The organism is Mesorhizobium sp. Cs1299R1N3, assembly GCF_037179625.1.
Taxonomy (GTDB): domain Bacteria; phylum Pseudomonadota; class Alphaproteobacteria; order Rhizobiales; family Rhizobiaceae; genus Mesorhizobium; species Mesorhizobium salmacidum.
On the sequence record NZ_JAPYKQ010000001.1, the window covers coordinates 736,269 to 751,434 of the forward strand.

At 64.6% G+C, this 15,166-nt stretch carries 13 protein-coding genes; 8 read left to right on the forward strand and 5 right to left on the reverse strand.

Annotated elements, in window-relative coordinates:
• Positions 1-6 precede the first annotated feature (6 nt).
• The 4 genes from O7B34_RS03415 to O7B34_RS03430 all read left to right on the forward strand — a co-directional run bounded on the left by O7B34_RS03415 (position 7) and on the right by O7B34_RS03430 (position 3,577).
• Entirely contained in the window at positions 7-678 is a 672-nt protein-coding gene (locus tag O7B34_RS03415; RefSeq protein WP_027142190.1) for an HAD family hydrolase, read from the forward strand.
• Between the two features lie 155 nt (positions 679-833).
• On the forward strand, positions 834-1,685 hold the full coding sequence (locus tag O7B34_RS03420) for a hypothetical protein (protein WP_337144860.1): 852 nt from the start codon (positions 834-836) through the stop codon (positions 1,683-1,685).
• Between the two features lie 75 nt (positions 1,686-1,760).
• Positions 1,761-2,564, forward strand: coding sequence for an isocitrate lyase/PEP mutase family protein (locus O7B34_RS03425; RefSeq protein ID WP_337144861.1), 804 nt, complete (start codon positions 1,761-1,763; stop codon positions 2,562-2,564).
• 14 nt (positions 2,565-2,578) lie between these two features.
• Positions 2,579-3,577, forward strand: a complete 999-nt coding sequence (locus O7B34_RS03430) for a proline racemase family protein (RefSeq protein WP_337144862.1) — start codon at positions 2,579-2,581, stop codon at positions 3,575-3,577.
• A gap of 4 nt (positions 3,578-3,581) precedes the next feature.
• Here the strand turns inward: O7B34_RS03430 and O7B34_RS03435 are convergent, their stop codons facing one another.
• A complete protein-coding gene (locus O7B34_RS03435; RefSeq protein WP_337144863.1) occupies positions 3,582-4,292 on the reverse strand; it encodes a sulfate transporter family protein in 711 nt (236 codons plus the stop codon).
• Positions 4,293-4,412: 120 nt separating this feature from the next.
• Positions 4,413-5,315 (reverse strand): DMT family transporter, encoded by a 903-nt coding sequence (locus O7B34_RS03440; protein WP_337144864.1) that lies wholly within the window; start codon positions 5,313-5,315, stop codon positions 4,413-4,415.
• Between the two features lie 4 nt (positions 5,316-5,319).
• Here O7B34_RS03440 and O7B34_RS03445 point away from each other — a divergent pair, with 4 nt between their 5' ends.
• From O7B34_RS03445 to O7B34_RS03455, 3 genes are all read left to right on the forward strand, one after another.
• Positions 5,320-5,604: a hypothetical protein gene (locus O7B34_RS03445; protein ID WP_337144865.1), complete on the forward strand. Its 285-nt coding sequence runs from the start codon at positions 5,320-5,322 to the stop codon at positions 5,602-5,604.
• Positions 5,591-6,583, forward strand: coding sequence for an adenosine kinase (locus O7B34_RS03450; RefSeq protein WP_337144866.1), 993 nt, complete (start codon positions 5,591-5,593; stop codon positions 6,581-6,583). Before O7B34_RS03445 ends, O7B34_RS03450 begins: the two co-directional genes overlap by 14 nt.
• A gap of 449 nt (positions 6,584-7,032) precedes the next feature.
• Entirely contained in the window at positions 7,033-7,731 is a 699-nt protein-coding gene (locus tag O7B34_RS03455; RefSeq protein ID WP_337144867.1) for an antitoxin Xre/MbcA/ParS-like domain-containing protein, read from the forward strand.
• 47 nt (positions 7,732-7,778) lie between these two features.
• On the opposite strand, the gene O7B34_RS03460 is transcribed toward O7B34_RS03455, so the two are convergent.
• A complete protein-coding gene (locus tag O7B34_RS03460; protein ID WP_337144868.1) occupies positions 7,779-10,058 on the reverse strand; it encodes an NADP-dependent malic enzyme in 2,280 nt (759 codons plus the stop codon).
• Between the two features lie 132 nt (positions 10,059-10,190).
• Positions 10,191-11,384: a glycosyltransferase gene (locus O7B34_RS03465; protein ID WP_337144869.1), complete on the reverse strand. Its 1,194-nt coding sequence runs from the start codon at positions 11,382-11,384 to the stop codon at positions 10,191-10,193.
• A gap of 162 nt (positions 11,385-11,546) precedes the next feature.
• Here O7B34_RS03465 and mutS point away from each other — a divergent pair, with 162 nt between their 5' ends.
• Positions 11,547-14,318, forward strand: a complete 2,772-nt coding sequence (mutS, locus tag O7B34_RS03470; protein ID WP_337144871.1) for a DNA mismatch repair protein MutS — start codon at positions 11,547-11,549, stop codon at positions 14,316-14,318.
• On the opposite strand, the gene O7B34_RS03475 is transcribed toward mutS, so the two are convergent.
• Complete coding sequence (locus tag O7B34_RS03475; RefSeq protein WP_337144872.1) at positions 14,319-15,164, reverse strand: aldo/keto reductase; 846 nt, start codon at positions 15,162-15,164, stop codon at positions 14,319-14,321.
• Between the last annotated feature and the right edge of the window lie 2 nt (positions 15,165-15,166).

A 15,166-nucleotide genomic window follows, 5' to 3' on the forward strand; every position in this document is an offset into this window, starting at 1 on the left:
TCCAATATGACTGAAACACGGCCGCTGCCAAAGCTCGTCATCTTCGACTGCGACGGGATCCTGGTCGATACCGAGAACCTGGCCAACCGGCGCCTGGCCGAATGGCTTAGCGCGACTGGCTATCCAACGACCTTCGAATATTGCCGCAAGAACTTCTCCGGCCGAAGCATGGTCTCGGTGCAGAAGGAGATCGAAGAGACGACCGACGTCAGGCTCGGCGCCGATTTCGTCGAGCGCTGGAATGCAGGCCTGCCGGATCTGTTCGCCCATGGCGTCGAGGCGATCCCTTATGTCCGGGAGTTCATCGAGGCGGTCCGAGCGGCCGGCATCGCCTATTGCGTCGCCACCTCGGCCAGGATCTCCAAGATGCACATAACCCTTGGCCAGACCGGGCTGTTGCCGCTGTTCGAACATGCCATGTTCAGCGCCACCATGGTATCGCGCGGCAAGCCGTTCCCCGACCTGTTCCTGCACGCCGCCAGGACCATGGGCTTCGCGCCCGCCGACTGCATCGTCGTCGAGGACAGCGTCGCCGGCACGCAGGCCGGCATCGCCGCCGGCATGCGGGTGTTTTCCTATCATGGCGACCCCTATTCCGACCGCGACGGCCTGATCCAGGCCGGCGGCATCCTGTTCGATGATATGCGCGAACTCGCCGGGCTGGTGCCGATCCACTGATTTCGCCGGCTGAATAGGCCGGGATAACGACATGCATAAAATCAGAAGCTTACAGCAGGTCGGGCGAATCCTATTCGCCGCGACATGCTGTAGCTGCGCGGCCCGGCAAGCCATGTTAGCTTCGCGGTGCTTGCGGTTAGGGGACGATATTAAGCATGTCAGGATTTTTGCATCGGCTCGTCCTTGCCTGCCTGTTGCTGCCATTGCTGTGCGGCGCGGCCGGCGCCCAGGATGCCGCCAGCCCGGACCTCGGCAAACCCATCGCCGGCCACGCCGACACGACCTATGCCGATCTCATCAGGATGGTCGTTCCGAATCTGACGGCGAAGGGCGATTATTATGTCGGCTCCTCGCCGATCGAGATGCGGCACATTGCCGGTCCCGACAATGACAGCTCGCCACCAGAGGCACCGAGTGTTTTCAGCGCCGGCGTGCTTGGCATCAAAGCCGGCGGCAAGGACCGGCTGGCCATGCTGTTCGACCTTGGCGAGTCGCCCGACAGCACGGAGGGCTATGCGGTGCTGGCGCTTTATGACCTCACCGGCAAACCGAAGCTGCTCGATGCCGTCAACGTGGCGACCGACCGTTTCACCTTCTTTCGCCACCCCGGTAAACTTTCGCTCGGCGCCAGCGACGATGCGCTGATGATCTCCAGCACGCATTTCAATTCGAACCAGGGCTACATGTCGACGCCGCTTGTCCTGGTGCGAGACGACCGTTTTGAGCGGATCGACCTCATCAACACGTTCGACGAAAATGTCTGTTCCTACCGGCGCTCCCAGGACCTGACCTTCCAGGCTTTGAGCGATGGCTCGCCCTACGCAGCGATCAAGGCGACGATAACCGACAAGACAGTGCCTGGCGAAGAGACTTGCGACGAACCGGCGCCGAAGGCCGTCTCGAACGACATCTCCGTAACCTACCGCTGGGACAAGAAAACGGCGCGCTATGTCGCCGATTCCGACGCTTTCGAGAAATTGGCAGCTGACAACGAGAAACGCTTCTGAACCAACCGCATTCGTTTGCCCGGCCACGAACAGCGCGGTAGCATCCGCCCCGACACTCATCATGGGGGAGCATTCATGGACAAGGGCAAGATTTTTCGCGACCTGCATGCCTCGACCTTCGTCATGCCCAATCCCTGGGATCCGGGCACGACGAAGCTGCTTGGCTCCTTCGGCTTCAAGGCGCTGGCCACGACCAGCGCCGGCTTTGCTTTTTCGCGCGGCCTGCCGGACGGAGCCGTGAGCTTCGACCAGATGATCCATCATTGCCGCGAGGTGACGGCCGCGACCGAACTGCCGGTTTCGGCCGATCTCGAGAAGAGCAAGGGCGACAGCGCCGAGCAGGCCGCCGAGACCATTTTCGCGGCGGAGGCCGCCGGGCTTGCCGGCTGCTCGATCGAGGACCACACCGGCGTTCCGGAGAAGCCCATCTATGAATTTTCGCACGCGGTCGAGCGTGTCGCCGCCGCGGTGGAGGCGGCGCGGGCGCTGAAGCGCGACTTTGTCTTCACGGCGCGGGCCGAGAATTTCCTCTGGGGCAAGTCCGATCTCGACGACACGATCAAGCGGCTGCAGGCCTTCGAGAAGGCCGGCGCCGACGTGCTCTATGCACCGGGCATCGGCGACGTCGAGATGGTACGGACCTTGTGCTCGGCGGTCGGCAAGCCGGTCAATGTCATGGCGAAGCCCGGCTTCACCATCGCCGACCTTGCCATGGCCGGCGTCAAGCGGATTTCGCTAGGGCCGTGGCTGACCAATTTCGCCTACGGCATGCTTGAGACGGCGGCGCGCGAAATCCAGCAGGACGGCACGTTCGGCTTCACCCGCGCCGCCATGCCCTTCGGCAAGCTGCAGGCGCTGTACGGCAAATCCCAGGGTTAGGACAGGCCGGCCCCATGAACTTTACTGTCGTCGACATGCATACGGGCGGCGAGCCTCTCCGGATCGTCACGGGCGGTTATCCCAGTATTCCCAAGGGCACCATCCTGGAGAAGCGCGCCTATGTGCGCGACCATCTCGATCATTTGCGCAAACTGCTGATCTTCGAACCGCGCGGCCATTACGACATGTATGGCGCCCTGCTGGTCGAGCCCGACCTGCCCGGCGCCGACCTCGCCGTGCTGTTCATGCACAATGAAGGTTATTCGACCATGTGCGGCCACGCCATCGTCGCGCTCGGCCGCTACGCGATCGATCAAGGGCTGGTGGCGAAACAGGAGCCGTTCACCACCGTGAACATCGAGGCGCCGTGCGGCCTGGTCGTCGCCTCGGTCGCGGTCAGCGACGGCAAGGCCGGTTCGGTGTCGTTCGAAAGCGTGCCGGCCTTCCTGTTTGCCGGCGACCAACAGATCGAGCTGACGGAATATGGCAAGATCGGTTTCGATATAGCCTATGGCGGGGCTTTTTACGCGCTGGCCGACTGCCATCAGTTCGGGCTGGAATTCGGCCGCGATCGCGTACGCGATTTCGTCGACGCGGCAACCGCGCTGACGAACCGGCTCAAGGCCGAGCTTCCGCTGTCGCATCCCGATCATGATGATCTCGCCTTCCTCTATGGCACCATCCTGACCGATGGAAAGGACGCCTTTTCCGGGGAAGTCACCAGAAATGTCTGCGTCTTCGCCGAGGCGGAGGTCGACCGTTCGCCGACCGGTTCCGGCGTCACCGCCCGGCTGGCGGCCATGCATGCCAAGGGCGAGATCGCCATCGGGCAGACGCGCATTTTCGAGAGCATCGCCGGCTCGCGCTTTTCCGGGGTGGTGGCGCGAACGGCGAAGGCCGGCCCGCACGAAGCGATTGTCGCCCGCGTCGACGGCCATGCCTATTATTCCGGACGAGCCGAATTCATTGTCGAACCGGATGACGAGCTGGGGCGCGGCTTTCTCTTGCGCTGAAGGCTCAACCGCGTGCGGGACGGCCCGCCTCCCGTGCCGAGACCGCCTTGTGCAGATGCACCATCATGGCGGCGGCGAAGAGCGGCGTCAGCAGGTTGAGCACCGGCACGGCGAGGAAGGCCGCGATCACAAGCCCGGCAAGGAACACTGTGCCGGCATACTGCCTGCGCAGGGCCCTCGCATCTTCCTCGGGGCGAAAGCGCATGGCGGCGAATTCGAAGAATTCGCGTCCGAGCAGGTAGCCGTTGACGATGAAGAAAGCGGCGATGTTGATGCCCGGCACCAGCAGAAGCAGCAAGGCGACAATGTTACCCAGGATGACGACGCCAAAGAATTTTATCGCCAGCACCAGCGAGCGCAATGCCGGCATGGCGCGTCCGGCCGGGTAGCCGGGGTAGTCGGTGCGCTCGACCACTTCGGCGACATCGTCGAGGAACAGGCCGGCGATGACGGCCGTGACCGGCGCGACCAGCAGCGCCATGCCGAAGGCCAACGCGATGGCGGCGATTAATCCGCCCAGCCAACCGGCCCAGGACGGCATGCCGGGCAACAATGTCTGGAGCCACGGCAGGGCCAGCCATTCGACAAGGCTGGTCAGGCCGAACCACAGGGCGACCAGCGCCAGCAGGGTCAGGCCAAGCGTCTTGATGAACACGGAACGAAACGGAGGCGAGAGCAACTCCAGGGCCGCGGTGCGGGCAGCGTCGAAAATCACCGTGCTTCACCCCCAGGTCAGCGGACACAGCCACAAGGCAGGACGCTCCCGAGATAGGCAGTGCGGCCCGCGAGCACAAGCGCGGGCCGTAGCCGGCCATCGTATGCTCCAAAGGTCCGCCTATCGGGCAAAGCCTGGCTTGCGGACCGGTATGGTCATGGCAGCCACGCCGACAACGACAAAACCCATCCCGAACCAGGCCGTGGGGCCCAGGCTTTCACCGAGGAACACGGCGCCGATGCCGACACCGATCGGCACGCGCAGATAGGCCTGAGACGTGGTGCCGACCGACCCCAGCGTGTGGATCAGACGGAAGTAGATGACGAAAGCCAGTGCCGTCGAAAACACGGACAGGCCGAGCAAAGCGAGGATGGAAGCCGCCGAAGGCGCCAGCGTCCACGGCTGGTCAACCGCCAGACTGAGCGGCACCAGCATGACGGCGCCGCACAGCATCGAACCGGCGGCGGGAAGCATCGGATCGAGGCCCTTGAAGCCACGGCCGAAGATCGCGGCGCCCGCATAGCACACGGTCGCCGCGACGATGGCTAGCTGTGCCCAGAGCTGGTGGCCGATGCCGCCAAGCGCCTGCGTGCCGACGATCAGGCAGATGCCGGCAATGCCGGCGCCGACGCCGACCAGCTTGCGCGCCGTCACCGGCTCATGGCGGGTGATGAGCGCCGTCAGCAGGAAGGTGAAGATCGGCGAGGTGGCGTTGAGGATGGTGGCAAGGCCGGCGTCGACCGAACGCTCGGCGGCGGCGATCAGCGTGAACGGGACGACGCTGTTGAGGCAGGCCTGGAAGGCGAAGCGGCGCCAGCTTGCCGCGTCGCCCGGCATGGCAAGCCCGCGCCAGCGGATGATGGCGAACAGGATGGCGCCGGCGATCAGGGTGCGGGCGGCGATGAAGGTGATGGGCGGGATGGTCTCGACGCCGATCTTGATGAAAGTGTAGGACGCGCCCCACAGCACCGCCAGCACGCCGAGCAACGCCAGGTCCGCGGTCGTATCGCTCTTTGCAGACATGGGCTTGCCGCCTTCGGATCGGATCGAACAAGCCCTTTTAGGCAACGTCACGGCGAAATGCTTCGGCCACGATCGAATTGTCGTAACGCCTGGGTACAACAAAAACCAACTGCAGAACTGTCTTGCAGGCGCGCAGTCGCGGGCTTCTTCGGCAAAGGACGTGCCTCGCCGCTGCGCCGGCAACGACAGAAAATCGGTTGCCAGTTTTCAGGGTCATGCTGTAGACCCGCGCGGGCATGGCAAGAAGCCGGCTCGGGTTTTTGGCGGAGACATTGATGCCGGATTATGACGTGCTTTGCATCGGCAATGCGATTGTCGACATCATCGCCCAGTGCGAGGAGGACTTCCTCGAGACCAACGGCATCATCAAGGGCGCGATGAACCTCATCGACACCCACCGCGCCGAATTGCTCTACAGCCGCATGGGCCCGGCGATCGAGGCCTCCGGCGGCAGTGCCGGCAACACGGCGGCCGGTGTCGCCTCCTTCGGCGGACGCGCCGCCTTCTTCGGCAAGGTCTCCAACGATGCGCTGGGCGAGATCTACGCGCACGACATCCACGCGCAGGGCGTCGCCTTCGACACCAGGCCGCTCGAGGGCGAGCCGCCGACGGCGCGCTCGATGATCTTCGTCACCCCCGATGGCGAGCGCTCGATGAACACCTATCTCGGCGCCTGCGTCGAACTCGGGCCGGAAGATGTCGAGGCCGACAAGGCGTCGGGCGCCAAGGTCACCTATTTCGAAGGTTATCTGTGGGACCCGCCGCGCGCCAAGGAAGCCATCCGGCAGACGGCGAAACTTGCGCACGCGGCAGGTCGCGAAGTCTCGATGACCTTGTCGGACCCGTTCTGCGTCGACCGCTACCGCGACGAATTCCTCGACCTGATGCGTTCAGGCATGGTCGACATTGTTTTTGCCAACAGCCACGAGATCAAGTCACTTTACCAGACTTCGTCGTTCGACGAGGCGCTGGCGCAGATCCGCAAGGATTGCAGGATCGCGGCGGTGACCCGTTCCGAAAAGGGCTCGGTCATCGTACGCGGCGACGAGACAGTGATCATAAAGGCAACCGCCATCAAGGAACTGGTCGACACGACAGGCGCCGGCGACCTCTACGCCGCCGGTTTCCTGCATGGCTATACACAGGGCCGCGACCTCCAGACCTGCGGCGATCTTGGCTCACTGGCGGCCGGATTGGTGATCCAGCAGATCGGCCCAAGGCCACGGCAGAACCTGCGCAAAGAGGCAGAGCAAGCGGGGTTGCTGTAGGGTGAAGCTGCCGATCTCCCCCCTCGTGGGGGAGATGGCCGGCAGGCCAGAGGGGGGCGCTGTCCCGCCAACATCTCGAGGTTTTCCCTGCCGCCGACGGCATGCCCACGGGTGACGCCGAGCGGCCGCGTGCGTGAACACAAGTATTGCTGCGTAGCGATCCTTCGCGCCCTCCTCTGCCCTGCCGGGCATCTCCCTCACGAGGGGGGAGATTGGCAGCTTCGCCGTCTGGCTCACCGTCGCGCAATTGTCACAGACCCCTCCTAAACGCAAATGCGAGCGTGCCGTGACTGACATTTCGGCACGCTAATCAGGGTGTGGAGCAATGCAGGACAGCAATCTGTCGGGTCGCTGTATCTGTTGCCGTCGCGCTTTCCATTTTCCGCCGTAACCGTTCTACAACCGGCCGCGGCCGAGGGAGGAGCGCGCGCGGCCCAGAAGACAGATGCATGACCAGATTTCAGACCAAGACGACCGGCATCACGCAGGACGATTTCGCCGACATGGTGGCGGAAAAAGTCGAGCGTGCGCTTGCCCACTATGACGAAGCCATCAACGGCCCGACAATGATCTCGGTCGGCAAGATCGCCGGCAGCATAGCGTCCGCGGTCACCTTGCTGTCGCCCAAGCACCAGCGCGCCATCGACGCGATCCATGCCGACCTTCCCGGCCTTGCCTCGAAATTCGTGCGCGCGCTCGCGGCGGAAGCCGCGCGCCGCAGCGAAGCCGGCACGGTGGGAACGACGACGCTGTCGGCAGAGGCCGAAACGCATCCCGCGCTTCCCCAGTCCGACGACCTAGAATCGATGCTGATCGAGGACTGGGCCGGCCGCGTCGCCGGCTCGACCTACCTCGAGGAAAACCTGCGCATCGCCCGCTCGACCCTGCACCGCTGGCAGAGACGGGGCGACGTCATCGCGCTGCGCAAGGGCGGTCGCAAGCACGTCTTCCCGCTGGCGCAGTTCGTCGACGGCAGGCCGGTGGCCGGCATAAGCGATGTGCTGGAGCTCATCGGCAATCCAAGGCTCGCATGGCTGTGGCTGACCCGCCCAGCGGCACGGCTCGACGGCCGCATTCCGATCGACCTGTTGCGCCAGGACCGGGCGGAGGAGGTGGTGGAGGCCGCGCGGGTGTTCGCGCCGGGGTGAGAGACCCAGTCTGATCGCCAGCTTTCGTCCGCCACGCCGACCGCTCCTCAGGTCCCCGCCGTATACGCCGCGATCGCCGCCATGTTCACGATGTCTGAGTCCTTGGCGTTCAGCGAGACGATCTGCACCGGCTTGTTCAGGCCGACCAGCAGCGGGCCGATGACGGTCGAACCGCCGAGTTCCTGCAGCATCTTGGTTGAGATCGAGGCCGAGTGGAACGCCGGCATGATCAGCACATTGGCAGGGCCGGTGAGCCTTATGAACGGGTATTGCGCCATGGCCCGGGCGTTGAGCGCCACGTCGGCTGCCATCTCGCCGTCATATTCGAAATCGACGCGGCGCTTGTCGAGGATGCGCACGGCTTCCTGGATGCGCTCGGAACGCTCGCCCTGCGGATGGCCGAAGGTGGAATAGGCGAGCATGGCGAGCCTTGGCTCATAGCCCATGCGGCGGGCAAATCCGGCGGCCTCCTCGGCGATGTCGGCGATCTGCTCGGCGTTGGGCATGTCGTGGACGGCGGTGTCGGCGACGATCACCGTGCGGCCGCGCGCCAGCACGATCGAGACGCCGATGACGCGGTGGCCGGGCTTGGCGTCGATGACGCGCCTGATATCGTCGAGCGCGGTGGAGTAGTTGCGGGTGACGCCGGTGACGATGCCGTCGGCGTCGCCCAGCGCCACCATGCAGGCGGCGAAATGGTTGCGGTCGTTGTTGATCAGCCGCTGGCAGTCACGAAACAGGAAGCCTTTGCGCTGCATGCGTTCGTAGAGATAGTCGGTGTAGATCGAATTGCGGCGCGACAGACGCGCATTGATGATCTCGATGCCTTGTTTGTTCAAGTCGATGCCGGCGAGCCTAGCGTTCTCCTTGATGACATCGTCGCGGCCAAGCAGGATAGCCGTGCCGAGCCGCTGGTTCACATAGGAGACGGCGGCGCGCATCACCTGCTCCTCCTCGCCCTCGGCGAAGACGATGCGCTTGGGCTGGCGGCGCACGCGGTCATAGATACGCTGCAGGGTCGAGGCGATCGGGTCGCGGCGGGCGGAAAGCTCCTGCGCATAACGGTCGAGATCGAGAATAGGCTTGCGGGCGACGCCCGAATCCATTGCCGCCTTGGCCACGGCGATCGGAATGGCGGAGATCAGGCGCGGGTCGAACGGCACCGGAATGATGTAGTTGGGACCGAATTTCGGCCGGTTGCCCTGATAGGCGGCGGCGACGTCGTCGGGCACGTCCTGGCGCGCCAGTTCGGCGAGCGCGCGAGCGGCGGCGATCTTCATGTCGTCATTGATGGTGGTGGCCCTGACATCCAGCGCGCCGCGGAAGATGTAGGGGAAGCCGAGTACGTTGTTGACCTGATTGGCGTAGTCCGAGCGCCCGGTGGCCATGATGGCGTCAGTGCGGATCTCGGCCACTTCCTCCGGGGTGATCTCGGGATCGGGATTGGCCATGGCGAAGATGATCGGGTTCTTGGCCATCGACTGCACCATGGCGGTGGTCAGCGCCCCCTTGGCGGAAAGGCCGAGGAAGACATCGGCGCCGTCGAGCGCTTCGGCCAGGCTGCGCGCATCGGTCTTGATCGCATGCGCCGACTTCCACTGGTTCATGCCCTCGGTGCGGCCCTGGAAGACCACGCCCTTGGTATCGCACAAGGTGATGTTTTCGGGTGAAAAACCCATCGCCTTCATCAGCTCGATGCAGGCGATGCCGGCGGCGCCCGCGCCATTGCAGACCAGCTTCGTGGTCTTCATGTCGCGGCCGGTTACCTCCAGCGCGTTGATCAGGCCGGCGGCCGAGATGATGGCCGTGCCGTGCTGGTCGTCGTGGAAGACCGGGATGTCCATCAGTTCGCGCAGGCGCTGCTCGATGATGAAGCATTCCGGCGCCTTGATGTCTTCCAGGTTGATGCCGCCGAAGGAGGGACCGAGGAAGCGCACGCAGTTGATGAACTCGTCGGCATCCTCGGTATCGACCTCGAGGTCGATGGAATCGACGTCGGCGAAGCGCTTGAACAGCACCGCCTTGCCTTCCATCACCGGTTTGGAGGCCAGCGCGCCGAGATTGCCGAGGCCAAGGATGGCGGTGCCGTTGGAGATGACGGCGACCATGTTGCCGCGCGTCGTGTAGTCGAAGGCTCTCGATGGATCCTCGGCGATGGCGCGCACGGGCACGGCGACACCAGGCGAATAAGCGAGGCTCAGATCGCGCTGCGTCGTCATCGGCTTGGTGGCGACGATCTCCAGCTTGCCGGGCCTGCCCATGGCATGGAATTCGAGCGCTTCCTGCGCGCTGACGGACGGACCGTTGTTCTCGGTTTTCCTGGCCATGATGCTTTTGATTTCCTCGCCGGTGGGACACCTCCTTGAAGCGGGTGCCTGTGCGCTTGCGAATTAAGACCACGGGCCGCCGCGTGTAAACCACGAAGCTCTGCAAAGCTGCTTCAAAGCGGACACGCTCGGTCAGGAGCCGTTCCGCGCCACCCTGGATGCCATGATTTCATGGGCATGCTGGCGGGCCGTTGCCCATCGCCGCAGCGTCCTGGTTCCGGGGAACGGCCATTGCGATAGCGGCGGTTGGCTGCTTCCCAGTCTCTTCAGCAGGTCGGACAGGAATACTGTGAGGTCCTGCCGTTGAGCCCGCACCTTGGCCAGCGTGCGGTTGCGAATCTCCTCGCGCGGAATGGCGCGGTGGCGCAACGTCTCGACGGCGCGCCGGATCGCCGCCGGATCGGGCTCGGCGATGATGCAATAGTCCGGATCGAAAAAGACGTCCCGGCCGCCAAGACTAGGTGTGCTCACCACCGGCAACCCGGCCATCAGATATTCCATGCTGGAGCACATTGCCCCTTCCGCCGCCGACAGACAGAGCCCGACCGCGGCCTGGTTGTAGACGCGATTGACCTCCTGCGGCGCCAGCCAGCCAGTCAGGCCATTAATGATCGGGTTGGCGATACGATGCAGCGGCGATTGCGCCTGCAAGCGGCGGATGAAGGCACGGTCACCGGCCCGGGGCAGTTCGCCGATCGAAAAGGTGATGTGGACAAGCCTTTCGATGTCGAAGGCGAGGTAGTGGCGCTTGGTGTGCGAGATGCGACCATTATAGACTGCGTCGAATTCGACGGGGACACCTGGCAATGGTCGAAAGATGTCCTCGCTGACCATCAAATTGTGGTTGGAGAAGATCGCGGTTCCTCCCACAGCGGCGACCAGACGACGCTCCTCTTGCGTATTGCAAAGAAAAATCAATTCGTGGAGCGGGAAGTTCTCACGGTACCAGGCGAGATCCCGGCCAAGCTTTGCGACGACGTGCGGCCGCTCGAGCGTCCAACTCGGCATCAGCAGGAACACGGAGCGCCGCGAGGCTAGGCGACGGCCGATTGCCACGATTGAGTTGAGTGGGCGCGCGCCGCCGACCGGCGTGTAGATCAGCAGTGGATCGTAGTTGAGTACGTAAACCGCGAGCCAAATGCCGCCGTCCAGGTGGGACAACGGACCGCTGAGCGGCAGCGCGAAAGGAAGGCGCTTGGCCGCCAACACCTTAAGCCCGTCCAATTGTTGGCTGGCGTGCCGGGCCGTCATGAGCCAGAGCCGTTCGAGTACCGAGCCGATCGGTCCCACCATCTCCTCGAACGTTTCGTGCCCGTCCCTGTCCATGATGCCCCGCCGCTATACTCCAAGACGACAGATATTCGCGATCACACCATCGAGCAATGCAGGCTGAATAGCCCTTCCATGGAAAGATGGCTCGCGGTCTTCCCCTGCTTTCTAAGCCCCCGGCATTAAACCCCGCCACCACATCTGCTAGCGTGCCGCGCCATGAACATGCACAGCCCGAACGAGCCCGACGCCGCCCCCGAGGTGATGACGCCGCCGCAGCCCGGCGCTGCCGCCGTCACGCCGATGATGGAGCAATTCATCGAGATCAAGGCGGCTAACCCGGATTCGCTGCTGTTCTACCGCATGGGCGATTTCTACGAGCTGTTCTTCGACGATGCCGAGAAGGCGAGCCGCGCGCTGGGCATCGTCTTGACCAAACGCGGCAAGCATCAGGGCCACGACATTCCGATGTGCGGCGTGCCGGTGCATGCGGCCGACGATTACCTGCAGAAGCTGATCGGCCAGGGATTCCGCGTTGCCGTCTGCGAGCAGATCGAGGATCCGGCCGAGGCCAAGAAACGCGGCTCCAAATCGGTGGTGCGCCGCGATGTGGTGCGGCTGGTGACGCCGGGCACCATCACCGAGGACAAATTGCTGGCACCCTCGGAATCGAGTTTCCTGATGGCGCTGGGCAGGGTGAAGGGCGGAGCGGAGCCACGAGGCGGGGAGCGCGGCAGCACGACAGGGCACCAAGGAAGCTTTGCAATTGCCTGGATCGACATCTCGACCGGCGCCTTCCGGGTCGCGGAGACCACCGCCGACCGGCTCCTCGCCGACATCTTCCGTGTCGATCCGCGTGAGCTGATCGTCGCCGAGCCGGTGTTCCACGATCCCGAGCTGAAGCCGGTTTTCGACGTGCTCGGACGTGTCGCCAGCCCACAGCCGCCTTCGTTGTTCGATTCGGCCTCGGCCACGGGACGGATCGCGCGCTTCTTCGAAGTGGCGACACCAGACAGTTTCGGCACGTTTTCGCGGGCCGAACTGTCGGCGATCTCGGGCGCCATCGCCTATGTCGAGAAGACGCAGAAGGCCGAACGGCCGCCGCTGTCGCGGCCCGAGCGCGAGGAGCAGGGCTCGACCCTGTTCATCGACCCCGCGACGCGCGGCAATCTCGAACTGCTGCGCACGCTGTCCGGCAGCCGCGAGGGTTCGCTGTTCAAGGCGATCGATCGCACGGTGACCGGCGGCGGCGCAAGGCTGCTCGCCGACCGGCTGATGGCGCCGCTCACCGACCCGGCGGCCATCGGCGCACGGCTGGATTCGGTGTCGTTCTTCCGTTCCGAAGTGCGGCTTTGCCAGGCAGTGCGGATGAGGCTGAAGAGTGTCGCCGATATGCCGCGTGCCCTGTCCAGGCTGGCGCTCAACCGGGGTGGCCCGCGCGATCTCGGGGCGCTCCGCGCCGGCTTCGAGGCGGCGGGCGCCATCGCCGAAACCTTTGCCGCGATCGCCCTGCCCCAGGAATTGGCCGGCGCGATGGCCGCGATTCAGGCGCTGCCCAAGACGCTTGCCCAGCATCTCACCCAGGCGCTCGGCGAGGAACTGCCGCTGCTCAAACGCGACGGCGGTTTCGTTCGCGGCGGCTACCATGCCGAACTCGACGAGATGCGGGCGCTGCGCGACGAGTCGCGCAAAGTGATCGCCGGGCTGGAGCGCTCCCTGATCGAGGAGACCGGCATCCGTTCGCTGAAGATCCGGCACAACAACGTGCTCGGTTACTACATCGAAGTGACGGCCAACCATCATGCCGTCATGACCGGCAGCGATGGCGCCAAGGCGCGCTTCATCCACCGCCAGACCATGGCCAATGCCATGCGCTTCACCACGACCGAACTCGCCGAACTGGAGACCAAGATCGCCAATGCCGCCGACCGTGCGCTGAGCATCGAACTGGCTGCCTTCGATGCGCTGACGGCCGAAGCCGTCGGCCAGGCCGAGGCGATCCGCGCCGGCGCCGATGCGCTCGCCGTGCTCGACGTGTCGGCGGCACTTGCGCTTTTGTCGGAAAGCGAAGCCTGGTGCCGGCCGGTGGTGGATTCCAGCCTTGCCTTCGAGATTTCCGGCGGCCGGCATCCGGTGGTCGAACAGGCCCTGCGCCGTTCGGGCGAAGGTCCGTTCGTCGCCAATGATTGCGACCTCTCTCCGGAGGGGAATGCCAAGAACGGCGCGATCTGGCTGCTGACCGGCCCGAACATGGGTGGTAAGTCGACGTTCCTGCGGCAAAACGCGCTGATCGCGATCCTGGCCCAGACCGGCTCCTTCGTGCCGGCGGCGTCTGCCCATATCGGCGTCGTCGACCGGCTGTTCTCGCGCGTCGGCGCGTCGGACGATCTGGCGCGCGGCCGTTCGACCTTCATGGTCGAAATGGTCGAGACGGCGGCGATCCTCAACCAGGCAGGCGAACGCGCGCTGGTGATCCTCGACGAAATCGGCCGCGGCACCGCGACGTTCGACGGCCTGTCGATCGCCTGGGCGGCGGTCGAATATCTGCACGAGAAGAACCGCTGCCGGGCGATCTTCGCTACCCATTTCCACGAAATGACCTCGCTCGCAGGCAAGCTGGCGCGGCTTTCCAACGTCACCATGCGGGTCAAGGAATGGGAAGGCGACGTCGTTTTCCTGCACGAGGTCGGCAAGGGCGCCGCCGACCGCTCCTACGGCGTGCAGGTGGCGCGGCTCGCCGGCTTGCCGGAAGCGGTGGTCGACCGGGCCAAGGCGGTGCTGCACCAGTTGGAGGAAGGCGAGGTCTCCGGCAAGACCAACCGGCTGGTCGACGACCTGCCGCTGTTTTCGGTGGCGGTAAAGCGGGAAGCGCCAAGGCCGATGAAGAGCGACGCGCTGGGCGCCGCACTCGGTGACATCAACCCCGACGAGATGACGCCAAAGGAAGCGCTGGAGGCGCTTTACCGGCTGAAAGGGCTGGCGGGGAAGTAGTCAGATCATCTCCAGCCCACTCTTCCGGCTGGGCGGCGGGAACGCACGGTCGAGATCGGCGATGTCCTGCGGCGTAAGCTTTATGTCCAGCGCGGCAAAATTCTGGCGGACGTGCGCCTGGCTGCCGGCCTTGGGAATGGCGATGACGCCGTCCTGCCGCATCACCCAGGCCAAGGCGATTTGCGCCGCGGTTGCGCCGTGACGGGCTGCGACTGCGGCGAGCCTGGCATTATGTGCCAGCGCGCCCTGCTCCACCGGCGAATAGGCCATCAGCGGGATGCCGCGTTTCCTCATCCAGGGCGTGAGATCGAATTCCGGGCCGCGGCGGACCAGATTGTAAAGCACCTGGTTGGTCTGTACCTTGTCGCCGTCGGACAGGAGCGCCAATTCCCGCATCTCGCCGGTGTCGAAATTGCTGACGCCCCAATGCCGGATCTTGCCGGCTTTTTTCAGCGCCTCGAAGGCTTCGACCGTTTCCGACAGGGGCACGCTGCCCGGCCAATGCAGAAGATAGAGATCGATGCGGTCGGTCGCGAGGCGTCTAAGGCTGTTCTCACAGGCGCGCTGCACGCCGGCCCGCGAAGCGTTGGAAGGCAGGACCTTCGAGACCAGGAAGACCTCGGCGCGGCGCCCGGCGATGGCTTTGGCCACCACTTCTTCCGCACCGCCGCCGGCATACATTTCGGCGGTGTCGATCAGCGTGACGCCGAGATCGAGACCGAGCTTGAGCGCATCTACCTCCTCGGAGCGCCGGCGCGAATCCTCGCCCATCTTCCACGTACCCTGGCCGAGAACGGGTATGGCCTCGCCGCAGGGCAGCGTGGTGGTCCTGACGCTCGATTCCATGG